The 21,311-nt window shown below is 38.6% G+C and carries 18 protein-coding genes; 9 read left to right on the forward strand and 9 right to left on the reverse strand.

The window, feature by feature from the left end; genetic code table 11:
• Nucleotides 1-63 precede the first annotated feature (63 nt).
• Nucleotides 64-1,239, forward strand: a complete 1,176-nt coding sequence (locus AC3FI7_RS02215; protein ID WP_491461282.1) for an acetyl-CoA C-acyltransferase — start codon at nt 64-66, stop codon at nt 1,237-1,239.
• Nucleotides 1,240-1,646: 407 nt separating this feature from the next.
• Here AC3FI7_RS02215 and AC3FI7_RS02220 read toward each other — a convergent pair whose 3' ends face one another.
• The gene (locus tag AC3FI7_RS02220) at nt 1,647-4,988 is read right to left on the reverse strand and encodes a DEAD/DEAH box helicase (protein ID WP_491461283.1); all 3,342 of its coding nucleotides are present in this window, start codon (nt 4,986-4,988) and stop codon (nt 1,647-1,649) included.
• Between the two features lie 133 nt (nt 4,989-5,121).
• Here AC3FI7_RS02220 and AC3FI7_RS02225 point away from each other — a divergent pair, with 133 nt between their 5' ends.
• The 3 genes from AC3FI7_RS02225 to AC3FI7_RS02235 all read left to right on the forward strand — a co-directional run bounded on the left by AC3FI7_RS02225 (nt 5,122) and on the right by AC3FI7_RS02235 (nt 8,062).
• Nucleotides 5,122-5,919, forward strand: a complete 798-nt coding sequence (locus AC3FI7_RS02225; protein WP_142722418.1) for an SDR family oxidoreductase — start codon at nt 5,122-5,124, stop codon at nt 5,917-5,919.
• Between the two features lie 76 nt (nt 5,920-5,995).
• A complete protein-coding gene (locus AC3FI7_RS02230) occupies nt 5,996-6,910 on the forward strand; it encodes a helix-turn-helix domain-containing protein (protein WP_491461284.1) in 915 nt (304 codons plus the stop codon).
• Between the two features lie 171 nt (nt 6,911-7,081).
• Complete coding sequence (locus AC3FI7_RS02235; protein WP_491461285.1) at nt 7,082-8,062, forward strand: T9SS type A sorting domain-containing protein; 981 nt, start codon at nt 7,082-7,084, stop codon at nt 8,060-8,062.
• 82 nt (nt 8,063-8,144) lie between these two features.
• On the opposite strand, the gene AC3FI7_RS02240 is transcribed toward AC3FI7_RS02235, so the two are convergent.
• Nucleotides 8,145-8,762 carry a GNAT family N-acetyltransferase gene (locus tag AC3FI7_RS02240; RefSeq protein ID WP_142722421.1) on the reverse strand — a complete coding sequence of 206 codons (618 nt, stop codon included), beginning with the start codon at nt 8,760-8,762 and terminating at the stop codon, nt 8,145-8,147.
• Between the two features lie 190 nt (nt 8,763-8,952).
• Here AC3FI7_RS02240 and AC3FI7_RS02245 point away from each other — a divergent pair, with 190 nt between their 5' ends.
• Nucleotides 8,953-10,116 carry an MFS transporter gene (locus tag AC3FI7_RS02245; RefSeq protein ID WP_228451150.1) on the forward strand — a complete coding sequence of 388 codons (1,164 nt, stop codon included), beginning with the start codon at nt 8,953-8,955 and terminating at the stop codon, nt 10,114-10,116.
• 95 nt (nt 10,117-10,211) lie between these two features.
• Here AC3FI7_RS02245 and AC3FI7_RS02250 read toward each other — a convergent pair whose 3' ends face one another.
• Both AC3FI7_RS02250 and AC3FI7_RS02255 read right to left on the reverse strand, forming a co-directional pair.
• The gene (locus AC3FI7_RS02250; protein WP_491461286.1) at nt 10,212-10,601 is read right to left on the reverse strand and encodes a hypothetical protein; all 390 of its coding nucleotides are present in this window, start codon (nt 10,599-10,601) and stop codon (nt 10,212-10,214) included.
• A gap of 25 nt (nt 10,602-10,626) precedes the next feature.
• Complete coding sequence (locus AC3FI7_RS02255) at nt 10,627-12,015, reverse strand: MFS transporter (protein WP_491461287.1); 1,389 nt, start codon at nt 12,013-12,015, stop codon at nt 10,627-10,629.
• A 72-nt stretch (nt 12,016-12,087) separates the two neighbouring features.
• Between AC3FI7_RS02255 and AC3FI7_RS02260 the strand changes: the two genes are divergently transcribed.
• From AC3FI7_RS02260 to AC3FI7_RS02270, 3 genes are all read left to right on the forward strand, one after another.
• Nucleotides 12,088-12,936 (forward strand): AraC family transcriptional regulator, encoded by an 849-nt coding sequence (locus AC3FI7_RS02260; protein ID WP_491461288.1) that lies wholly within the window; start codon nt 12,088-12,090, stop codon nt 12,934-12,936.
• A 114-nt stretch (nt 12,937-13,050) separates the two neighbouring features.
• Nucleotides 13,051-13,545, forward strand: coding sequence for a MarR family winged helix-turn-helix transcriptional regulator (locus AC3FI7_RS02265; RefSeq protein ID WP_491461289.1), 495 nt, complete (start codon nt 13,051-13,053; stop codon nt 13,543-13,545).
• Nucleotides 13,542-14,306 (forward strand): hypothetical protein, encoded by a 765-nt coding sequence (locus tag AC3FI7_RS02270; RefSeq protein ID WP_491461290.1) that lies wholly within the window; start codon nt 13,542-13,544, stop codon nt 14,304-14,306. Before AC3FI7_RS02265 ends, AC3FI7_RS02270 begins: the two co-directional genes overlap by 4 nt.
• 4 nt (nt 14,307-14,310) lie before the next feature.
• Here the strand turns inward: AC3FI7_RS02270 and AC3FI7_RS02275 are convergent, their stop codons facing one another.
• Both AC3FI7_RS02275 and AC3FI7_RS02280 read right to left on the reverse strand, forming a co-directional pair.
• Nucleotides 14,311-15,864, reverse strand: coding sequence for a serine hydrolase domain-containing protein (locus tag AC3FI7_RS02275; protein WP_491461291.1), 1,554 nt, complete (start codon nt 15,862-15,864; stop codon nt 14,311-14,313).
• A 133-nt stretch (nt 15,865-15,997) separates the two neighbouring features.
• Entirely contained in the window at nt 15,998-16,240 is a 243-nt protein-coding gene (locus AC3FI7_RS02280) for a hypothetical protein (RefSeq protein WP_047431165.1), read from the reverse strand.
• Nucleotides 16,241-16,437: 197 nt separating this feature from the next.
• Between AC3FI7_RS02280 and AC3FI7_RS02285 the strand changes: the two genes are divergently transcribed.
• Complete coding sequence (locus AC3FI7_RS02285; RefSeq protein WP_343658233.1) at nt 16,438-17,733, forward strand: cryptochrome/photolyase family protein; 1,296 nt, start codon at nt 16,438-16,440, stop codon at nt 17,731-17,733.
• Nucleotides 17,734-17,828: 95 nt separating this feature from the next.
• Here AC3FI7_RS02285 and AC3FI7_RS02290 read toward each other — a convergent pair whose 3' ends face one another.
• Genes AC3FI7_RS02290 through AC3FI7_RS02300 form a run of 3 tightly spaced genes read right to left on the reverse strand, consistent with a single transcriptional unit; the run spans nt 17,829 to nt 21,309 of the window.
• Complete coding sequence (locus AC3FI7_RS02290) at nt 17,829-18,524, reverse strand: ABC transporter ATP-binding protein (RefSeq protein WP_142722431.1); 696 nt, start codon at nt 18,522-18,524, stop codon at nt 17,829-17,831.
• Entirely contained in the window at nt 18,518-19,864 is a 1,347-nt protein-coding gene (locus AC3FI7_RS02295) for an ABC transporter permease (protein WP_491461292.1), read from the reverse strand. The genes AC3FI7_RS02290 and AC3FI7_RS02295 overlap by 7 nt, the downstream gene beginning before the upstream one ends.
• Nucleotides 19,864-21,309: an ABC transporter permease gene (locus tag AC3FI7_RS02300; protein ID WP_491461293.1), complete on the reverse strand. Its 1,446-nt coding sequence runs from the start codon at nt 21,307-21,309 to the stop codon at nt 19,864-19,866. The genes AC3FI7_RS02295 and AC3FI7_RS02300 overlap by 1 nt, the downstream gene beginning before the upstream one ends.
• Nucleotides 21,310-21,311: the final 2 nt, after the last annotated feature.

Here is a 21,311-nt window from a genome sequence, read left to right on the forward strand (position 1 = left end):
AAAATGAAAGGGCTTTTTTTTAATGATAAATATACCGATCGGTATTTTATAAAAATAAAATCTATGAAAGAAGTATTTATAACAGCAGCAAAACGGACACCTGTTGGTGGTTTTATGGGAAGTCTGTCTGGATTTACAGCCTCTCAGTTGGGGGCTACAGCAATAAAGAATACATATGAAAGTATCGGAATTTCTCCGGAGTATGTAGACAGTGTTTATATGGGAAATGTATTGAGTGCAGGCCTTGGGCAATCGCCAGCAAGACAGGCTGCAATTTTTGCAGGAATTCCGGTTGACAAAGATGCTTCAACCATCAATAAAGTTTGTGCATCCGGAATGAAATCAGCCATGATTGGCGCCCAGCAGATCCAGCTTGGAGTAGATAATATCGTTATGACAGGAGGAATGGAAAGTATGAGCAATGTCCCTCACTATATTAAGCTCCGACAGGGAACAAAACTTGGGGACACCCGTCTTACAGATGGTCTTATAAAAGATGGTTTGTGGGATGTATACAATGATTTCCATATGGGCAGTGCAGCCGAATTGGGTGTGAAAAAGTATGGATTAACCAGAAAACAGCTTGATGAATATGCTTTGTTTTCATATCAAAGAGCTCAGGAGGCTACCAAAAAAGGAAAGTTTAACAATGAATTGATCCAGATAACAGTTGAAGGAAAAAAAGGAACAACAATTGTTGATCAGGATGAAGATATTGATAAGCTCATTCCTGAGAAAATAGCACTGCTGAAACCTGCATTTGAAGCAGATGGAACTTTGACCGCTGCTAATTCCAGTAATCTGAATGACGGAGCCGCAGCATTGCTGTTAGCATCTAAAGAAGCCCTGGAACGTCATCACCTGAATCCGTTGGCAAGGATCGTTGCGTATGCAGACGCAGCCCAGGCTCCGGAGTGGTTTACCACTTCTCCTTCTGTAGCGATTCAGAAAATTCTGAAACACACGGGGCTTGCTTTATCTGATATTGATTTTTTCGAAATAAATGAAGCCTATTCCTCAGTAATTTTATCCAACCAGCAAATTCTCGGCTATGATCTCAGTAAAGTGAACGTATATGGTGGAGCAGTTGCTTTGGGACATCCTATTGGCGCTTCAGGAGCAAGAATCGTTACCACTCTCGTCAATGTACTTCGTCAGGAAAAAGGAAGATACGGTATAGCTGCCATCTGTAATGGAGGAGGAGGAGCTTCTGCAATTCTTATTGAAAATATGAGCTAAACAGTTTAATACTTAGATTACTATTATATAGAGCAGACCTTTCTTGAATCAATTCAGGATGGGTCTGTTTATTTATATTGTATTGGTTATCTGCTGTTAAATATATTTTTTTCTAATCATATGAAGTTATTTTTCATTGGATGATAAATATCATTGCATTATTATTTTTATTAATTCTAAATAAATATAAATTTGCCTCAGGAAAAATAAATAATCATTTTTAAAGCATTCTTCAGTAACGCAGCAAGGAATTCAGAAAAAATAGTACAGCAGACACATCATATCTAAATCATATCCATATCAATTTTTGTTTTTTAATCGACAGGCCTTTTACCCTGTCGGTTTTTATTTTTAAAAAACTGTAAATAACTCATCTGTTTTCTAAGCCATAAATAAAGAAATGTATATTATGAGCTGGATTCAAGCAGATCCATGAGGTCCTGTTTAGACAGCCCCTGAAGTTTTTTTCCATTGGTGGTAAGCAGATGCTGAGCCAGGATTTTTTTCTTTTTCTGAAGGGTAAGAATTTTTTCTTCCACGGTATTGGAACAGATCATTCTTACAGCTATTACATTTTTGGTCTGTCCTATACGGTAGCTGCGGTCGATAGCCTGATTTTCTGCTGCAGGATTCCACCAGGGGTCCACCAGATAAATATAGTCTGCCTGAGTAAGATTGAGACCTACACCGCCAGCCTTTAAACTGATCAGAAATACACGGATATTTTCATTGTTCTGAAAATTAGCTACTTTTTCTCCTCTGTCTTTCGTCTGTCCTGTCAGATATTCAAACTCAATATTGTGACGTTCCAGCCTGGTTTTTATAAGATCCAGCATCCCGACAAACTGGGAGAAAACAAGGATTTTATGATCTTTTGATTTTCCCAGGATCTGTTCTGTTAAAATTTCGATTTTAACTGCATTTTCACCGGAATATCCCTCTTTCATCAAAACAGGCGAATTACAGATCTGTCTGAGCCTGGTAAGCCCTGTAAGGACATGCATACTGTTTTTGTTCAGGTCATCATCATCGTTGGCTGCAATGAATTCGCGAAGTTCTTTTTCATAGGCATCGTAGATTTTACGCTGTTCCGTATTCATTTCACAGTAAATCACGGTTTCAGTTTTATCCGGCAGCTCTCTGGCTACTTGTTTCTTGGTTCTTCTGAGGATAAATGGCTTAATCTTTTGCTGAAGCTCTAACGCACGTTTACTGTACTCAAATTTATCGATAGGAACCGCATAGATATCTTTAAAATACTGTTTGCTTCCCAGCAGCCCGGGACACGCAAAAGAAAGCTGGCTGTAAAGGTCAAAAGTACTGTTTTCGACAGGAGTACCGGTCAGTACAACCCTGTTTCTCGATTGAAGAAGGCGTGCTGCTTTATATCTTTCTGAATTGGGGTTTTTAATAATCTGTGACTCATCCAGAAAAACATAATTAAAATTAAAGTTTTTTAAAAACCGGATGTCTGAAAGGAGCATCCCGTACGTAGTAAGGACAACTTCATAATCAGCCATATGAGCCGTTGTTTTAGGCCTGTCTGCACCATAATGAAGGAGAACTTTTACCGAAGGGGCAAACTTTCTGATCTCTTCCTGCCAGTTGAACAGCAGAGAAGTGGGAACTACAATCAGATTGGTGGTATGTCCTCTTTTTTCCCTCTGTGAAAGAATAAAAGCTATGATCTGAATGGTTTTTCCAAGTCCCATATCATCGGCAAGGCATCCGCCGAAGTTGAAATCATCCAGAAAGTTGAGCCAGTTGAGCCCGTCATGCTGGTAATCCCTAAGCTTGGCATTCAGATCATAAGGAACAGCGACTTCCGGAATGTTCTTTACTTTTGAAAACTTTGCAGAATAGGAGTTGAGTTCTTCCTGAACTTCTTTGCTCAGAACTTCTTTTTCAAACAGGGATGTCACCTCGGTAAAATTGATTTTAGGAATCTTTAAAAGTTCTTCATCAATTTCTCCTGCCCTGAAATAAGCGGAGATCTTTTCCATCCATTCTTCAGGGAGAATTCCCAGGCTGCCATCATCCAGCTGGACAAATTTGCTTTTATTTCGGATGGACCTGTGGAGTTGTTTCAATGAAGCTTCTTTAGGTCCAAATCCTACCTTTAATTTGGCATTAAACCAATCCAGTCCGCTGGTAATCTGAATATTGATTTTAGCCCGGTGAGCATTTAGTTTATTGTTTTTTAGCTCGTTAAAGCCAAGGATGATTACTCCTTCATTTCTCCAGATCTCAAACGTATCAAGAAACCAGTTGTTATCCAGGAACTTATCTCTGTGAAGGTAAAAATACTGATAGCCTCCCATCTGTTCTTCAAAATCAGGGTGCTGCTGCATAACCAAAGAGGTAAAGCGGGCTTCTGCAGATTCATTTCTTTCTATTTTAAATGGGTTTCCGTTCTGATCAGTATCAAAGATCTGCTTTCTGGAATACACGGGAATTTCTACATCTCCATACTTCATAACGGGTGTGATTCCTATATAATTTTCCTGCTGACGGAGATAAATTACTTTTTCAACTTGATAATTCTTATCTTCAAGCTGTGCTTTTGTTGCGGGTTGTATATAGCTGTAATTGATGTGGATACGTTCCTCTATAGAAGAGAGGATGTTCTGCATAAATGCTTCGTATTTAGAAGAATGGACCAGCAAAATCTCATTGTTGGCCTTAAAGAACCTGATGATTTTAAGCATGTCCGAATCATATACAAAGCTGAAAGTGTTACGGTTATAGACAAAATATTCATTTCTGAGAATGACATTGCCAAATGGTATGGAAATATCATTAAACTGCAGTTCTCCGGTTATTTCATAAAACGGATCTTTCTTAAATACAGTTAATTGAATCTCGGCATCTAAAGTGTTTAATTCAACCAGGGAAAGTGACTTTGCGGAAACCGTTTCTGCGATTTCCCGGTTATGATAATACACATCCAGTTTCAGAGGGTTCTGTACAATAAGCTTTAAAGCTTCCAGTTCTGATGGGTTGTAGTCTTCATTATAATTGTTCTGAAATGCAGCAATAGCTGTATAAAATTTGATTTCCGCAGGTTTTTCAGCTTTCCAAATCAGCTGCATGGCATCAACCGGGTTTACCGGATTTTTGATCTTTCCTGACTGTGTTGTTTCTGCCTCCATCAGTGAGAAGGTCAGGTGATTGTAATACCGGTGTTTACCCATTACCAACAGTTGTTTTTTGCCGGTTTCAAGGACAGCCAGTTCGTCCAGTTTAGAAGGATGCTGAGGAAGGAGATCTCTTTTTAAAATGACATCATCCACAGGAAGCATTTCCTTGATTCTGGGCAGGATCTCAATTTTCCCATCAGTATATTTCAGCTCAAAATACAGATCCAGATCCGGCTCGCTTTCCAGACCATAACCTTTTGCTTTGAGAAGCAATGCCTTTTTACGGAAAATATCATCGAAAAAAAGACGGTAATTTTTATCTTCTAAGATACAATGGATAATTTCCGCCTGATGGGAACAAAGCTGATCTTTTTCATTGTCACAGGTACAAGAGCATAACAATGAGCTGCCGACCCTGCTTATACTGACCATAGGAAAATCCTGTAGTGAAGATTGCCTGGTAAATATTCCTGAATTGTTTTCGATAGCAACAGGATAAATATCGCGGAAATCCCTGATCCCGATAAATGCACTGTCTGAGGTATGTTTCAGCAGGTCGTATACGGAAAGTGTACTGATATTGACGTTGTCAAGAATATATTCTGCCATAAAATTGATAAAACAAACTTACAAAAAACAAATCTATTTCAACATCCGTTTTGGCTACAGCTTACCCCATTTTGGCAACTTCCGGATTTCTCCCAATGCAGAACTTTGTCATGTAATTTTAAACCAAGAAAAAATGAAAACAATTTTTATAACAGGTGCTTCTACAGGACTAGGAAAAGCAACTGCCCAATTATTTCAAAACAAAGGATGGAAAGTAATCGCTACCATGAGAAACCCTGAAGCGGGTGCTGATCTTGCTGCACTGGAAAATGTTACTGTACTTCCGCTGGACGTTACCAACCCGGAACAGATCAAATCAACCGTTAAGCAGGCTCTTGCACTGGGAGAGATCGATGTCGTTTACAATAATGCAGGATATGGACTTATAGGGCCTTTAGAAGCTCTTTCTGATGATCAGATTGTAAAACAGCTGGATACTAATTTACTAGGAGTTATCAGAGTAACACAGGCATTTATTCCGTACTTCAGAGAACAGAAAAAAGGAATATTTATTTCTACAACATCTATAGGAGGGCTGATTGCTTTTCCGTTAGGTTCTACTTATCATGCTACGAAATGGGCACTGGAAGGCTGGAGCGAAAGCCTTGCTTTTGAGCTTAATCCATTTGGGATAGCTATTAAAACAGTGTCTCCTGGAGGGATTAAAACAGATTTTGTAAGCCGTTCTCTGGACTCAGCATCCACTCCGGCTTATGATGAAATGACGAACTCTCTGTTTTCTAAAATGGAAGGAATGATGGAAGCCGCCTCTACACCGGAGCAGATTGCAGCAGTCGTATATGAAGCCGCTACAGATGGTAAAAAGCAGTTGAGATACGTTGCAGGAGAAGATGCAAAAGCATTGTATGCCCAGCGTCTTGAACTTGGTGATGAAGCTTTCAGGGAACAGTTCGGTAAGCAGTTTATTTAGTCAGAAACTTTAGAGACAGTATAAAGTATATTGCATTTATACTGTCTTTTCCTCTAATAATTTATAAATTTATATCATGGAAAAGAAAGATAACGCTCCTTTGAAAATTTCATCCATCTCAGAACTTCACAACATGCTGCAGCTCCCAAAACCGCTTCATCCCCTGGTAAGCCTCGTGGATAATACAAAAATGACGGTGAATAAGGACATGTTTAAAAGAAGCTTTATACTGGATTTTTATAAAATTTCCTATAAATATTCTACTGTTGGAAAAATGGGGTATGGACAGGGATATTATGATTTCAATGAAGGGGGAATGATGTTTACCGCCCCTGGACAGGTCCTTTCAACGGATGAAAATGCGGAATACAGTGGATATACTCTGCTGGTACACCCGGATTTCATAAGAAGTTATCCGCTGGCAAAGAATATTAAAGGGTTCGGTTTCTTTTCCTACGATACTAATGAAGCCCTGCATTTGTCTGATCAGGAGAAAGCAACTATAATCGGTATTCTTGATAATATTGGGAATGAACTGAATACTGCTATTGATGAAGTGAGTCAGGATGTTATTGTTTCTTATCTGGAAGTTCTTCTCAATTACAGCAACCGTTTTTATAAAAGACAGTTTATAACAAGAAAAGCAGTAAATCATGATTTGCTTGCCAAGATGGATGCCGTACTGGAAGAGTATTTCAATAAACAGGAAACATTAAATAAGGGACTTCCTACCGTTGAGTTTCTGGCTTCCACACTGAATCTGTCGCCTCATTATCTGAGCGATATGCTTCGGAACCTTACCGGACTGAATGCACAACAGCATATTCATGAAAAACTGATTGAAAAGGCTAAAGAATATCTTACCACTACAGGTTTTTCTGTATCCGAAGTAGCTTATGCTCTCGGGTTTGAACACCCGCAGTCGTTCAATAAACTGTTCAAAAAGAAAACGGATAAAACTCCTCTGAGTTACAGACAGTCATTTAATTAAAGATATTTACCCGGCTCCGATGCCGGGTATTTTTTTGCTCATATAAATTAGTGATTTATCATGAGAGAAAAAATACCTGATTTTAGGTAGATAAAAATACTTTTTTTTTAGGATTGATAGCTTTTGGAACTAAAAATACATTTGTAGTAACCAAATTTTAAACAAAATAATATGAAAAAGCTAAATTCTGTTTTATTTCTTGTTACAGGAATTATAGCGTATGCACAGCCGTCCGTAACGAGATCTGCTGTTGACAGGGTTAATATACCTTATACGTTCAGAGCAGGAGATGTTGCACTTACTGCGACTGCAGGTCCTTCCGGAGCGAATGTCACATGGGATTTTTCTGCCTATACAGGTCCAAATACCAATACAAACACAACGAAGACCTGCCCGGGTGAAGTTAACTGTTTCAGATTTCCGGCGGCCAACAGGATAACCAGGCCCACTCTTTCTGATGTCTACGATTTTACTTCCATATCTGATACACAGGATGTAATGCTCGGGACTTATGCCAACCCCGGAGATATACTGATGTCTTATTCGGATCCTTTAATTAATTTTAATTTTCCGATTACCTATCTGCAGCAGTTTACAGATACTTATCAGTTCAATATAACTTCTGGAGGGGTGCCTAATGGGGCAGAATCAGGGCAGGTGGAGTACACCGTAGACGGCTATGGGACAATTACGACTCCCACAGGAACTTATCCGAATGTTCTGAGAATAAAAAGAATGAGGACTGCCACGCAGACACCCGGGCCTTTCAACTATACCAATGAGTCTTATATGTGGATAAGCCAGTCTGCGGGTATTGTATTTAATTTTGCGATTAATACTTTTACCATCAATGGGAATACAAGTGTTGTAAAAAGTATTTCTTATCCGGAAACAACTGCTTTATCTACCGCTGATCCGGAAATTGGACATAAAGATTTATCTGTTTATCCGAATCCCGGTTCCGATTTTATAACATTAAATTCCAGAGAAGACATAAGCAGGATAACCGTGATATCTCTGGATGGCAGAACTGTTTTAACTCCTGGGAATTCTAACATTATCGATATTTCCAGTCTTCCGAAAGGGGTATATATCCTTCAGGGGGAATTAAAGAAAGGAGGATCAGTTTCTAAGAAAATTATAAAAAAATAATCCAATTCAGTTTTAAAGCCTTATAAAGTGACAGTATATTATCTTTTCCGGCTGGGATTGATTGTATACTGTCTTTTTTATTTTACAGGTTTGGGGTACGCTGCTTTTCTTTGATTAAAGTCTCTATTTTATGCTGTGCTGCATTCCATTCATTATCCAGAATACTGTAATAAGCTGCATTTCTTGTAGTCCCATCACCCAGTACTTTGTCTTTGCGCAAAATACCCTCGAAAACGCCACCAATTTTTTCAATAGCTTTTCTTGACCTGAAATTATTGTCTTTTGTTTTCAATTGTACCCTGTTGGTTCTCAGTGTTTCAAAGCAGAATGTTAAAAGTAATAGTTTACATTCGAGATTAACGGATGTTCCCCAGAACTCTTTTGTGATCCATGTCCATCCGATTTCCAGTTTTTTATCTGCAGGATATATCTCAAAAAAACGTGTTGACCCTATCAGCTTCCGGGTTTCTTTATGGCGTATTACAAAAGGATACTGGTTCCCGGACTCTCTTTCGGATAATGCCAGCTCATAGCTCTTGTAAAACAGTTTTTTATCTGAACAGTCTGTGGGAATCAGCTCCCATAGCTCTTTATCAGCAGCTGCAGCATATAATTCTTCAAAATGTTCTTTTTCAAGGGGAATTAATTCAACTGTTTTCCCTTCTAAAATCGTGGGATAAGGAATCCATTTCTCTCTCATGGTTCAATTTTTATGGACGAAATTAGTAAAAACTGAAGTTCTGTAGACCAAAAGTAAAGTAATATTTTACCATAACGACAGGTGATTTATTCTTTAGTGGTCAAAATGGAACGTAAAAATGACAAAAACGGATTATATTTTAACAGAGGTGTGTATTTAACTTTGCAGCAAGGAATTTTATCACCCTGTTATGATGAACGAGAGAGACTCTTTTAATGCAAAAATGCCAACAGCCTGCTTCTTACTTTTTTTTGCCCATGGGCTTGTTTTTTCTTCCTGGGCGAGCAGAATTCCGATTATCAAAAATACACTTTCAATCAGTGAAGCAGAGCTCGGTACCCTTTTACTCCTGATGCCGATAGGGCAGCTTTCAACAATGGTTCTGGCAGGGAAGCTGATAAGCATCTATGGAAGCACCTGGGTGATTAAAAGATGCTTTTTACTATATTCCTTTTTTCTCCTATTAATTGGCTTAGCGCCTTCTTACTGGGCACTGGCAGTAGTTCTGTTTTTCTTTGGAGTTTCCGGAAACCTGTGTAATATAGCAATTAATACTCAGGCTATTGAAATTGAGTCTCTTACAAAGAGAACGCTTTTATCGTCTTATCATGGCGCCTGGTGTTTTGCAGGACTTACAGGAGCAGTGGTAGGTTTATTATTGATTAATATCCATGTAGGTACCTTTTACCATTTTGTGATTATTTTTATCCTTGTTATCATGCTTTGGTGGTACAGCAAAAGAAATCTGACCCATATTATTCATAAAGCAGAACCACAAACCCGTTCGATTTTTAAATCTTTTAATCCTACATTGTTTGGATTGGGTATTATCGGTTTTCTGAGTATGGCCATTGAAGGGGCTATGTTCGACTGGAGTGGAGTTTATTTTCAAACTATAGTTAAAGTGCCTGAAAACCTTGTCATACTGGGATATACAAGTTTTATCTTAATGATGACTTTAGGTCGGTTTATCGGAAACAGAATCATTGAGAAATATGGAAAAAGGATTGTTCTGCAATGTTGTGGCTTACTGATGAGTGGAGGGCTTTTCTTAAGTGTGTTCTTTCCGGAACTATGGATCTGCGTTATTGCTTTTATGATCATTGGTCTTGGAAGCTCTCTGAGTGTACCGTCAGTATACAGTACGGTAGGCAAGGTAAGTACGGTAGCGCCGAGTATAGCTTTATCGTTTGTGTCCAGCATTTCATTTTTAGGGTTTTTAATAGGACCGCCTCTTATCGGATATATTGCTGAGAGTTTTGACCTCAGGTATTCATATGCTCTTTTTGCCTGTTTTGGAATTTTGCTTGCGGTGATGGCCGGGCAGATGAAAGTATTCAGAAACAGTAATTGATGTTTTTGAGGAAATTTCACATCTTTCAGGTATTTTGTACTGATGATTGGTACTGCATTTGCGGATATGCAGTACCATTTAGTGTAATCTCCGGATTATATCCATTTCTCTATAAGATGAAGCCATAGGGCCTTTTCTGCATTAATCAGGAAAACAGCTGATGATTTTCTTTTGGTAATGGCTTCTCCTGTAACCTGAGTTTCTGTATACGTAGCAATCCCATGATAATCAGTATGGTTTGTTTCAATATTTTCAACCTGAATGGTGCGTTCCGGAAACTTTCCAAATACGGTTGGAAGCCAATCCGAAAGCATAGATAATGTAACGGCATCACCATTTCCACTGATCATTCTGAATTCCGGTGAGAATCCGGACAGCAGCGTCCTGTAAAGAGCTTCATGATTCTCTGTTTTGCCCTGGAACCATTTCTCAATATTCTTATGGAATTCTATGATTTCCCGGGTAATTTTTTCTGTATTCTTCATGTTTAAATGTATTGTATTTTTCGAATTAATCTTTATGTTGAACCAAAATTTTTCTTAATCTATTTCCTGCCCATATTCCAATGCACTGAAAAGCGCCAATCGTTCCTATGGCGACAGTAAATGCTTCTGTGAAGCCCATAACTTTTATCAGATTAAAAAATAAAGTGCCAATAACGGCCCCTCCTGTAACGCTTCCAATCTGGATTCCTATGCTCACCAGTCCTGAAGCCTGTCCGGCTTTGTCCCTGGAAACCAAAGAGATGGCTGTCCGCATTATGACTGGCATCACCGTACCATGACCCAATCCGGCCATGAAAAGGGTAGTATGGGTGATAAAAGATGGCTTTTGCTGAAAATAAAAAGCTACTGCACTCCCTACAAAACCTATTATCAATAATCCCAATCCTGCATTGATCATTTTTACAGAGGCCATTTTTATCCGGGAACTTACTAAAGGGGCCAGGAAAAAAGCCAACCCATAGGGAACTATAGCGAGCCCTGTCTGCATTGAGTTTTGATGAAGAAATTGCTGAAGATAGTAAGGGTAGCATATAAATAAACCCGCAGTGAAATTGTAAAAGAAAATAATCAGAAGGCTTAATGCAAAAGGTTTCTGCTGTAAAAGTGCCGGATCTATCAGTACCGGATGATTTTTTTGAAGTTTTTTTCTTTCATATTTTATAAATAGAATTAAGAGCATGATCCCGGAAAGAAGGATCCCAAAAACCCACCAGGCCCATTCATATTTCTGTCCGAAAATAAGAGGGCAGATGAACATAAGCAAAGCCAGGATTAATAGTAAAGCGCCAATAAAATCAATCCCCGTTTGTTTGTTTTTGTTACTGTTATCCATTGTAAAATGTATACCAATAATACAGATAACCGTGATTGGTACATTCACAAGAAACACCATTTCCCATGAAAAATGTCCCCAATGCATGCTTAAAAGCGCTCCGCCCAGCAATTGCCCGATAACTGAAGCAAGCCCGAATACTGAACTGAAAAGACTTACAGCCTTAGGCTGCTCCTGACTGCTGAAAAGGTCTTTTATAGAAGCCAGCACCTGTGGGGCAAGCAGTGAAGCCCCAATACCCTGAAACATTCTGGAAGCAACCAGCCATGTAATATCAGGGGAGAATGCGCAGGCGAGAGATGAACCCAAAAAAGTGTACAATCCCCATACAAATACCTTTTTGCGGCTGTAAATATCACCCAGCCGTCCTCCGCAAACCACAAATGCTGCATAGGTAAGGCCATAAATGGCAATAACCATCTGGAGCTCATGATCACTGGCGCTGAATGCTTTTTTTATAGAGGGCAGAGCCATATTGACAATAAAATAATCCAGTGGCGAAAGAAAGGCTCCTATGATCAGGAAGTTGAGTGCCTGCCAACGTTTCGGATATATATTCATAATTTTTTTATACAAAAATACCCGCTAAATATTCTGCTAAAATTGTACTTTTGGAGGAAAATATGGTGTAATATGAAAGGACTTCCGCTTGAAGAAATTGACGTAAAAGACATAGAATTAAAAGATGAAGAGATCATGTTGAAAACAAAAACTTTTCTTTCGTTTGTTTATGTTGTCAGAGGGAAGGGTGCACTTAGGTATGATGACCGCAGTATTACTTTCTCTCAGGGTAAGCTTTTCATTATCCCGCAACAGGAAGTATATTGTTTTCAAAGTGAAGGATCCCGCCTGATTAGTATTCAGTGTCCGGTTGAGTTTATTGACAGAATCCGGCTGGAGGCAGACCGTATTGAAAGCTGTGAAAATTTGTATAAACTGCAATACATCAGCCATAATTATCATGCAAGGGCTGGCTGTGTTTTCAGGAATAAAAATGATGAACAGTTTGCGGAAACCCTTATTCTGCAGATTGCCAGTGAGTTTAAAAACAAAGCGGAGGACTATCTTGTCATCCGCAATTGTATGTCGATCCTTCTGAATCTTATTGCCAGAAATATCCTTCAGAGTGAAACCTCAGACCTTCAGGAAAACCGGAAAGCATTTTCTATCATGAAAATCATCACTTATATTCAGCAGCATATAAAAGACCGTGAGAAGACCGGAATCCAGGTTATTGCCGATCATTTTGGAATTTCCGGGAACTATTTCGGGGAATATTTTAAACAGCAGACCGGAATTTCCTATCAGGATTATCTGCTGGACTATAGAATGAAGCTGGTAGAGACCTATTTGAAATACAGCAGTGTACGATTAAGTAAAATTGCCTATGAACTCCAGTTCAGTGATGAAAGCCATCTTTCCAAACTTTTTAAAAAACATAAGGGAGTAACTCCCGGAAATTACAGAAAAAATTTCAAATAACTAAGCTCTTTGAAAAGGATTTTCTCTGGTATTTATGTTCAAATTAAAAATAATATAAAGTTAACTATATAGTTGACTTTATATTATGTATATTTACAGCAAAATAGATTTCAAATGGATTTTGATTTTATTAAAGAATTAGGGTATAAGGCGCTGGATAGCAGACTTAAAAGAATCAGTGACCGAATGTCTCATGATGTCAGAAAATTTTATAAAGAATTCGGAATTGATGTTGAACCCAATTGGTATCTGGTTTTTATGTTGCTGCAAAAAAAAGGTGAAATTTCTATTACCGATATTGCTGAGCCGTTGGGATATTCACATCCGTCTGTCGTGGTTATTGTTAAGAAAATGACCGAAAAGGGATATCTCGTCATCAAAAAAGACAGTATAGATAAAAGGAAACAGATCATTTCGTTATCTCCTAAGGCAATAGAAATGCTGCCTGAACTGGAGAAGATATGGGACAGCTGCGAAAAAGCAATATTGAAACTATTGTCAGATGACCTGTTGGTTTTCAATTATCTGGATCGTATTGATCAGGAACTTAAAAGTGAATCTTTCCATCATCGTTTCAAACAGGAATATTTAAAATCAAACCCATTATGAGAATATTACTTTTTATCACTGTATTTCTTTTTTCCCATCTTATGGTCTCTGCCACGGAAACAAAAGTTATGATAAGGGCTAAAGCAAGAGATGCCAAATTTATCGGAACCTCATTGGGAGGAGCGCATATTATTATCAGGAACAAGCTGAACCAGCGAATCCTGGCAGAAGGAAAGACAACGGGCAGCACAGGGAATACAGATCTGATTATGAAGACTCCTAAAGTCAGAGGAAATTCCATTGCAGATGAGCAGACAGGTGGGTTTATAGCCACAGTAGATATTGATGAGCCTACTTTTGTCAATATAGAGGTTATTTCTCCTCTAAACAGCAAACAGGCGCAAGCAGTTGTAAGTACAGAGCTGTGGCTGATTCCAGGGAAACATATTTTGGGAGAAGGAATTATTCTTGAAATTCCGGGGTATATTATTGATATTCTGAAACCCAGAACCCATCAATATATTGCTTTGAACAGTATTAAAGACAAACCTTTTCTGTTTCAGGCGAATATTGTCATGATGTGTGGCTGCGTCATCGATAAAGGAGGAGTATGGAACTCAGATGAAATTGAAGTGAAAGGGATTCTGAAAAAGGATGGCAAACTGGTAAAGAATATAGACATGTCTCTGGTTTCAACCAATCTGTTTGAAGGGAGCTATGTCATTACTTCACCTGGGAACTATGAGCTGGTGCTTTATGCTTATCATGAGAAAACAGGGAATACCGGAGTGGATAAAGTAAATTACGTGGTTTTTGAATGATAGATTATTGCTCTTCTGAAAGAATTATTCCCCAGAAAAAATCATCCGGAGGGAGTGAATCCCAATGATTATAAGCATGTCCTGAATCTGATTTATAATGAAGAGTATATTTTCCGGCAGGTAAAAAAATTTTTTGAACAACTTTCTGATTTTTCAATGCACCACCAGCTGGAAGAGCGGGCTGCTTTTGCATCTGCCATATCATCTTTCCTGAATAATCTTCTATCCATCCATAGTCACACCATGAACTGCTGTCTCCTGAGCAGTTTTCACCTACACCATATACTTTCAAGGATACAGGTTTTACAAGCGTGAATGAGCGGCTGAGGTTTTTGTTAATACTGACATTACTGATTTCAGCAATGACTTTTCCAGAACGAATCAGAGCCTTGTTATCATTACTATTGATATTCCTGTATACACTGTAAAGCTTTTGAGCTTTCAATGTATCTCCTTTTACAATAGCAATTGAAGCCTGGCTTATTAATTCTTTATTTTTCAGTTCCGAATCATGAGCTGCAGTGTTAATAAAACAGTGATAAAATAAACTGGCAACAGGAGACATGAACAGGTCTCCGTCCCCAAGTGGAAATGGCTGGCTAAGTTTATCGGTATTACATAATACTACCAAGGTAAGTTCTAAAGAAGGGACTTTTACAAAAAGAGCTGATTCACCCTGAGTTTGTCCGTAATGCCAGTAATAGTCTCTATTCTTATAAGACTGTACAAACCAGCCCATTCCGTAAGGTGTTATAGCACCATTATCAGTTCGGTTTGGGGTAAAGATCCGCTTTTGAGTAGATTGGGAAATCAGTGAGTTGTGATCAATTGCATCTGAGTATTTTAATAAGTCTTCGACATTAGTCACAAGACCTCCAAACGCTCCGAATTCATTAATATATTCAATACGTTTCACTGTTCCGGAACCAGTCAGTTCATAGGGTTTGGCCAATCTGCTAAATGCTGTATCGAAAAACGGAAGAATTAGAGGATTGATGGTTTTGTATTCATAGAACTGATTCAATGAGATGGATGGAGCAGATGAAAGCATATTTACTGGAATAAGTATTCTTTCTGTTAATAAGCGGTAGAAAGGAACACCGGATGCCTTTTCAAGAACAGGACCTAATAAACCAAAACGATAACCATTGTACTGAAAGTACTTTCCAGGGACTCCGTCAGAAGTATGGGTAAGTAATTGTTTTACTGTGATTGAAGAATCTCCCAAGTCAATTCCATATGCCGTAATCGGATTATCTAGATTTAGTTTTTTCTTTTCTACAAGCTGCATAACCAGAGTAGAGGTCAGTGTTTTGGTTACTGATGCCACACGGAAGGTCGTTTGTGAGGTAACGGGAATCTTATTTTCTAAGTCTGAATATCCGTAACCCTGCTTAAGCAGAATCGTATTCCTTTGTTTTACGGCAACGGCCATTCCTGGGATATTTAGCTGGGTACGAATAGAATCCAGTCCTATGATGAATTGTTTTACATGGCTTTGCTGTGCATGGAGCGAATGAATGGTTGCAATCAGAAAAAGAAAAGTTAATTTTCTCATATTACAGAATATCAGGATGTAAACAGAGTTATTTTTGAAAATAAAACTAATCAGATTTTTTCAGTTTTGCAATAAAATTTGTTTTTTAGAGAAGTTTGTCTCCTAAAAAATTTAGGATTCATTGGCTTATCACCTATAAAACCTGAAGCTCTTTAAATACTTCTATAATGGCTTCAATAAGTCCTTTGTCTATATTTTTTTCCGAAGCAGCATCCGGAAGGAGAGCCCTTAAATCACCGTGATCATCACGCTCAATAACGACTTCAGTTCCATCTACGTCTACATACAGCTTATATCCATAAGAGAATGTAGCCAGCTTTCCGTTAAAAAGCAGTTCTTTACCCTTATAAGTTACCGGTACTTCAAATTCTTCCATTGCTGTAAGTTTCTTTTCAATTAAAATCCCTGTAAAGGTCGGAAATTTTACTGGATATAGTCAGATAAATTGGTCATGATAAAGTTCATTTATTCTAACGCTTACAATTTTATAGGATAATCAGTATCTTTATCTTTCGTTAGGAAAAGGATTCCAAAGAAAGGAATGAAAAGAAGTAGTTTGAATTTGAAAAAATCATGAAAAGTAAAATCACCCTATTCTGGCTGAGACGTGATTTGAGGTTAGAAGACAATATTGGTCTTCACCATGCACTTCAGTCTGAAGCTCCGGTAATGCCCATTTTTATATTTGATACCGATATTCTCGGAAAACTTGAAGATAAGGAAGACCGCAGAGTTGATTATATTCATCAGGCTTTGACAGCTATCAATCTTTCTTTAAAAAAATACGGTTCAAAACTCAATACGTATTATGGAAAACCCATAGAAATATTCAGAAAACTGTCTGAAGAATATGATATTGAAAGTGTATTCTGTAACCGGGATTATGAGCCCCAGGCCATTGAAAGAGACAAGGAGGTCTATTATTTTTTTACGGAAAAAGAAATTCCTTTTAAAGCCTATAAGGATCAGGTAATTTTTGATAAGGATCAGATTATTAAAAAAGACGGTTCTCCCTATACCGTTTACACTCCTTTTGCAAAGAAGTGGCGGGAGACGCTAACTCCCGAACACTATCAGCCTGTTGAATTAAATCTTAAAAATCTTTTTTCCCAGGAACATTCCGATATCCTTACTTTAAAAGAGATAGGTTTCAAAAAAACGGAATTTGATTTTAAAAAACCGGTTCTGGAGGCTTCCGTCATCGATAATTATGATCAATATCGTGATTATCCTGCTTTACAGCATACAACACAGCTGGGAACTGCCTTACGTTTTGGAACCATCAGCATCAGAAAATGTGTGGCTTTTGCATTGAAACATAATGCTGTATGGCTTTCTGAACTGATCTGGCGTGAGTTTTTTATGCAGATTTTGTATCATTTTCCTCAGGTTGTCCAACAATCTTTTAAAACCAGGTATGACAACATTCATTGGCGGAACAATGAGAATGAGTTTAAGCACTGGTGCGATGGCACTACAGGATATCCGATCGTAGATGCCGGGATGAGGGAGCTTAATCAGACAGGCTATATGCATAACCGTGTGCGGATGATCGTTGCGAGTTTCTTATGTAAACATTTGCTGATTGACTGGCGGTGGGGCGAAGCTTATTTTGCTTCCAAACTGAATGACTATGACCTTGCAGCCAATAACGGAAACTGGCAGTGGGCAGCAGGGAGTGGTTGTGACGCAGCACCTTATTTCAGGGTTTTTAATCCGGCAGCTCAGACAGAAAAGTTTGACAAAGACCTGCATTATATAAAAAAATGGCTGCCCGAATGGAATACCCCTGAATATCCTTTCCCCATTGTAGAGCATACCTATGCCCGTGAAAGAGCTTTAGCCGAATACAAGAAAGCGTTGGCATAAATAAGATGATCAGTAAAAATGCCCGGCAACAAAATATTCCCGGGCATCAACCAAATTGATAATATGAAAAGTTACTTATCAGAGTAACATAAACATCAAATTGTTTTAAGATATAATTCCTGCAGTTCCTGGGCTGTAAAAGCCTTGGAAGGTAAGTTCTGTACAAGTTCTCCCTGTTTCATAATTCCAATGTTGGTAGCAACACTTACTGCATTGAAAATATCATGAGTTGCCATTAATACCGTTCTGCCTTCCTGACCCAGCTGCCGGACAATTTCTGTAAATTCAGCAGTGGCTATTGGGTCCAGTCCGCTGGTGGGTTCATCAAGGAGAAGTACTTTTGCATCTTTGGCGAGAGCAATAGCAATACCTACTTTTTGGCGCATTCCTTTAGAATACCCTCCCAATGCTTTCTGGTGAGCGGTTTCCTGTAAACCGGTCCGTTTAAGGAGTGCAGACAGCTCATCTTTCTGATAATCGAATCCGGCAATTTTGGAAAAAAAATCAAGATTCTCCATTCCGGTAAGGTGAGGATATAAAAGAACCGTTTCAGGAATATAAGCCAGATGCTTTTTTATTTTCTGAGGTTCATCTTTTACTGAGATCCCATTAATAAAAGCATCTCCGGAAGTTGCTTTAATTAACCCGAGAAGAATATTGATCGTGGTACTTTTTCCGGCGCCGTTCTGACCGAGCAGTGCAAAAATTTCTCCCTTTTTTACTTCCAGGTTTAGAGAATGAAGCGCGGTGAAGCTGTTGTATTTTTTATGGAGATTGATTGTTTTTAGCATAGTTTTCTGTATTTGTTTTGTGAAAGAATGATAAATAAAGCGATGAAGATTAGGTATGGGAGAAATATCTGAACATATCCGATGTGTTCAGAAAATCTGAAGACTTCTGTAATCTGCTGTGCCCAGTTGACAGACTCAGCATTTTTTTCCGAGAAAATAAGAGGGTAGAAGAACAAACGTTTTTTCTCATGAAATTTTTTAAGAGAAGAAGCATATTGTAAATGATTGCTCATATCTGTTTTTGCAAGATGGCTTGATACAAGCTGGGTATGAAGATTCGGCAGGAGATAGCCGAGGTAGCTGGCAGCCAGATTTCTTTTCTGCATTTTTTCGGTGTACTGTTCTGAGGATTTCGAAGATTCCAGATCACCCATATGCTGCATAGCATAATACCACGTCCAGGTAAATGCATCATTTTCTTCCACTGTGAAATTTCTGTATTGGGGATATGCTTCGTAAAACTTTTCCATAGTGGGCTGTTTGGCTTCATCCCACTTATTGTGATAACCCTCTCTCTGTTCCATTACTGCTTTGAGAGATTCGTGAACAGGATAAATCTTCTGAATCAGGATATTGCTGCTCATAGGAATGATAAAATTGATGGCCACCCATACGATAAGGAGAATCAATGCATTCTGAGCCGATGATTTACGGAAAGAAACAATCCATCTGCACAACGCAAACCAAAATAGAACATAAAGCCATCCGCTTGCTGCAAAAGCAATAAAATAAAGGTCCAAGGGTATCTTTATCCAGGCAGAGGCAATAATCATTAAAATCAGATATACAGCTGTGACTGCTAAAAGGCGGATAAGCATCTTCTGATCTAAAAAACTCTGCAAATTGCCGCTTTGAACCGACAGCAGCTTCCAGGTTCCTTTTTCTTCTTCTTCAGAAATCAGGTTATAACAAAATGCTACAATGACCAATGGAAAGAGGAAAACAATAACAAAACTGAAATCAAAGTTTCCAACCGCTGCATTGGCCGGATTATAGAAATCAGCATTGTAGCGCTGTTCTTCCAGATTCCGGATGGTTACTCCCTGGATAGAAGGGTTTAAATCACGCATTCCGATATTGAGAGCAGCCAGTTTGGGCGTTTCATTGACTAAATTAAATTTGATATAATATAGAGCCAGTCCCAGATCATCTTTATGAAATTTAGTATTTCGTGCTATGCTTTCTTTCTGAAACGCTCCGCTTTTGGAGATGATATCTTCGTTTCTGTCAAGAAATTTTTTCCCGGTATAAATAGCCATTAATCCGGCCATGAATAAAAACAACAATGCTATGAGATATGCTTTGTTACGGTAAAATTGGATATATAAATAACGGTTCATTAGATTAATTTTAATTTTCTTCCACTTATTTCGATGGCAACAATACAGATAATCAGCCATAAGGCTAATGCTGCTGCAGGTATTGGCTGTGCTTTCAGACTTTCAGAGACAGAAGTATATCGGTATTGAAAATCCGGAAACTTCTTCCAGTTGTCTTTGTCGATGACAGCGGGAGGTCCGCCTTTTTCAGGTTTAATATTGCTGATATGCTTTATCTGAAGGTCATTTAAATGCTGGGCCATTTGATAGCGGTATTCTTCTGCCTGCTTTTGAAATTGGGTGTAGGAAAAAAAATCAGTGCCGGTGGCCATCATGGAAAAGTTTTTAACAGCGACAGAAGGATTGATCAGCCCTGAAATATCAGTCAGATTCTGTTGTCTGTTGTAAATGGCCTGCAGTTCTTTCTGATGTCTGATATAAATCTGTGAACTTATTTTCTCTCCTTCTTTCATGACAAATCCACCATAATTGAAAGGAAGCTTGTTCGTTGTTTTTACATTATAACGGGTAAGTAGGGAATCTTTGATTTTCTTAAAATGAGGATCGTCAGGATTGTGACTGTCTCCGGATTTTAAAATATCCTTTTCAAGATCGGTCTCAAAAGCGATTCGGGAAGGCGCCGGATACAGATTCTGAGCAGCAAACTGAACTCCCTTCGGCAAAACGATAATGAAAAGAAGCCAGAATCCGATAAGGCTGATCAACGCTGAAGAGGTGTTTTTACTGTTCGCTGAAATGATAACTGCCAGGGCACTGATAAAAAAATAATAGATCATATAAGCAGGAAGAAGAAGCGATAGTCTTATTAAAATATCAGTGGAATCTGTAGTTTCTGACATCATTGCTGCCCAAAACACAACAGGAATTACAGGAATCAGAAAACATAAAGAAAACAGCCAGAGTCCCAGAGTTTTTCCCCAGACGATATCTCTTCCCGAAGCACCCTGTACGCTGATGATTTTTAATGTAGCATTCTCCCGTTCCTGTACAATTAATCCAAACCCCAGAAAAAGAATGATAAGTGGCACAATACTCTGCAGAATAAAAGCACTGCTGAAAGCCCCGAATCTAATCAAAGTCCCTGAGCTTCCTGCTTCCGAAAGGTTAGCGGTATTTTGTTTGTGAGCCTCCAGGAATATGACATTTCCCAGATAATCATCTAAGCCGTTGTCAAAAATATTCAGCGGATGACCGATCCTGAAAACCAAATAGCCGTAGTGAGCCATACGGTGGGGATGCTTATCCGGTCTGTGTTCCCAATGTTCGCGCACTTCTTCCCGGTATTCCTTTATTTTTGAAAAAGAACCGGTATATTTTGTAAATCCTATGCCGATGCTCAGCATACAGAAGAGAAGTACATTAACCGTAATGATAAGGTTCTGTTTTCCTTTAAACAGATCCTGCAAGGTTTTTCCCACGATCAGCTGTAGGTTTGAAATAGCCATAG

It is taken from the genome of Chryseobacterium sp. TQ-BC-N36 (assembly GCF_058382295.1).

Bases quoted from the DNA above. Each gene is read 5' to 3' on its own strand.
- AC3FI7_RS02215 (WP_491461282.1), top strand. From the start codon at position 64: ATGAAAGAAGTATTTATAACAGCAGCAAAACGGACACCTGTTGGTGGT.
- AC3FI7_RS02220 (WP_491461283.1), bottom strand. From the start codon at position 4,988: ATGGCAGAATATATTCTTGACAACGTCAATATCAGTACACTTTCCGTA.
- AC3FI7_RS02225 (WP_142722418.1), top strand. From the start codon at position 5,122: ATGAAAACAATTTTTATAACAGGTGCTTCTACAGGACTAGGAAAAGCA.
- AC3FI7_RS02230 (WP_491461284.1), top strand. From the start codon at position 5,996: ATGGAAAAGAAAGATAACGCTCCTTTGAAAATTTCATCCATCTCAGAA.
- AC3FI7_RS02235 (WP_491461285.1), top strand. From the start codon at position 7,082: ATGAAAAAGCTAAATTCTGTTTTATTTCTTGTTACAGGAATTATAGCG.
- AC3FI7_RS02240 (WP_142722421.1), bottom strand. From the start codon at position 8,762: ATGAGAGAGAAATGGATTCCTTATCCCACGATTTTAGAAGGGAAAACA.
- AC3FI7_RS02245 (WP_228451150.1), top strand. From the start codon at position 8,953: ATGATGAACGAGAGAGACTCTTTTAATGCAAAAATGCCAACAGCCTGC.
- AC3FI7_RS02250 (WP_491461286.1), bottom strand. From the start codon at position 10,601: ATGAAGAATACAGAAAAAATTACCCGGGAAATCATAGAATTCCATAAG.
- AC3FI7_RS02255 (WP_491461287.1), bottom strand. From the start codon at position 12,015: ATGAATATATATCCGAAACGTTGGCAGGCACTCAACTTCCTGATCATA.
- AC3FI7_RS02260 (WP_491461288.1), top strand. From the start codon at position 12,088: ATGAAAGGACTTCCGCTTGAAGAAATTGACGTAAAAGACATAGAATTA.
- AC3FI7_RS02265 (WP_491461289.1), top strand. From the start codon at position 13,051: ATGGATTTTGATTTTATTAAAGAATTAGGGTATAAGGCGCTGGATAGC.
- AC3FI7_RS02270 (WP_491461290.1), top strand. From the start codon at position 13,542: ATGAGAATATTACTTTTTATCACTGTATTTCTTTTTTCCCATCTTATG.
- AC3FI7_RS02275 (WP_491461291.1), bottom strand. From the start codon at position 15,864: ATGAGAAAATTAACTTTTCTTTTTCTGATTGCAACCATTCATTCGCTC.
- AC3FI7_RS02280 (WP_047431165.1), bottom strand. From the start codon at position 16,240: ATGGAAGAATTTGAAGTACCGGTAACTTATAAGGGTAAAGAACTGCTT.
- AC3FI7_RS02285 (WP_343658233.1), top strand. From the start codon at position 16,438: ATGAAAAGTAAAATCACCCTATTCTGGCTGAGACGTGATTTGAGGTTA.
- AC3FI7_RS02290 (WP_142722431.1), bottom strand. From the start codon at position 18,524: ATGCTAAAAACAATCAATCTCCATAAAAAATACAACAGCTTCACCGCG.
- AC3FI7_RS02295 (WP_491461292.1), bottom strand. From the start codon at position 19,864: ATGAACCGTTATTTATATATCCAATTTTACCGTAACAAAGCATATCTC.
- AC3FI7_RS02300 (WP_491461293.1), bottom strand. From the start codon at position 21,309: ATGGCTATTTCAAACCTACAGCTGATCGTGGGAAAAACCTTGCAGGAT.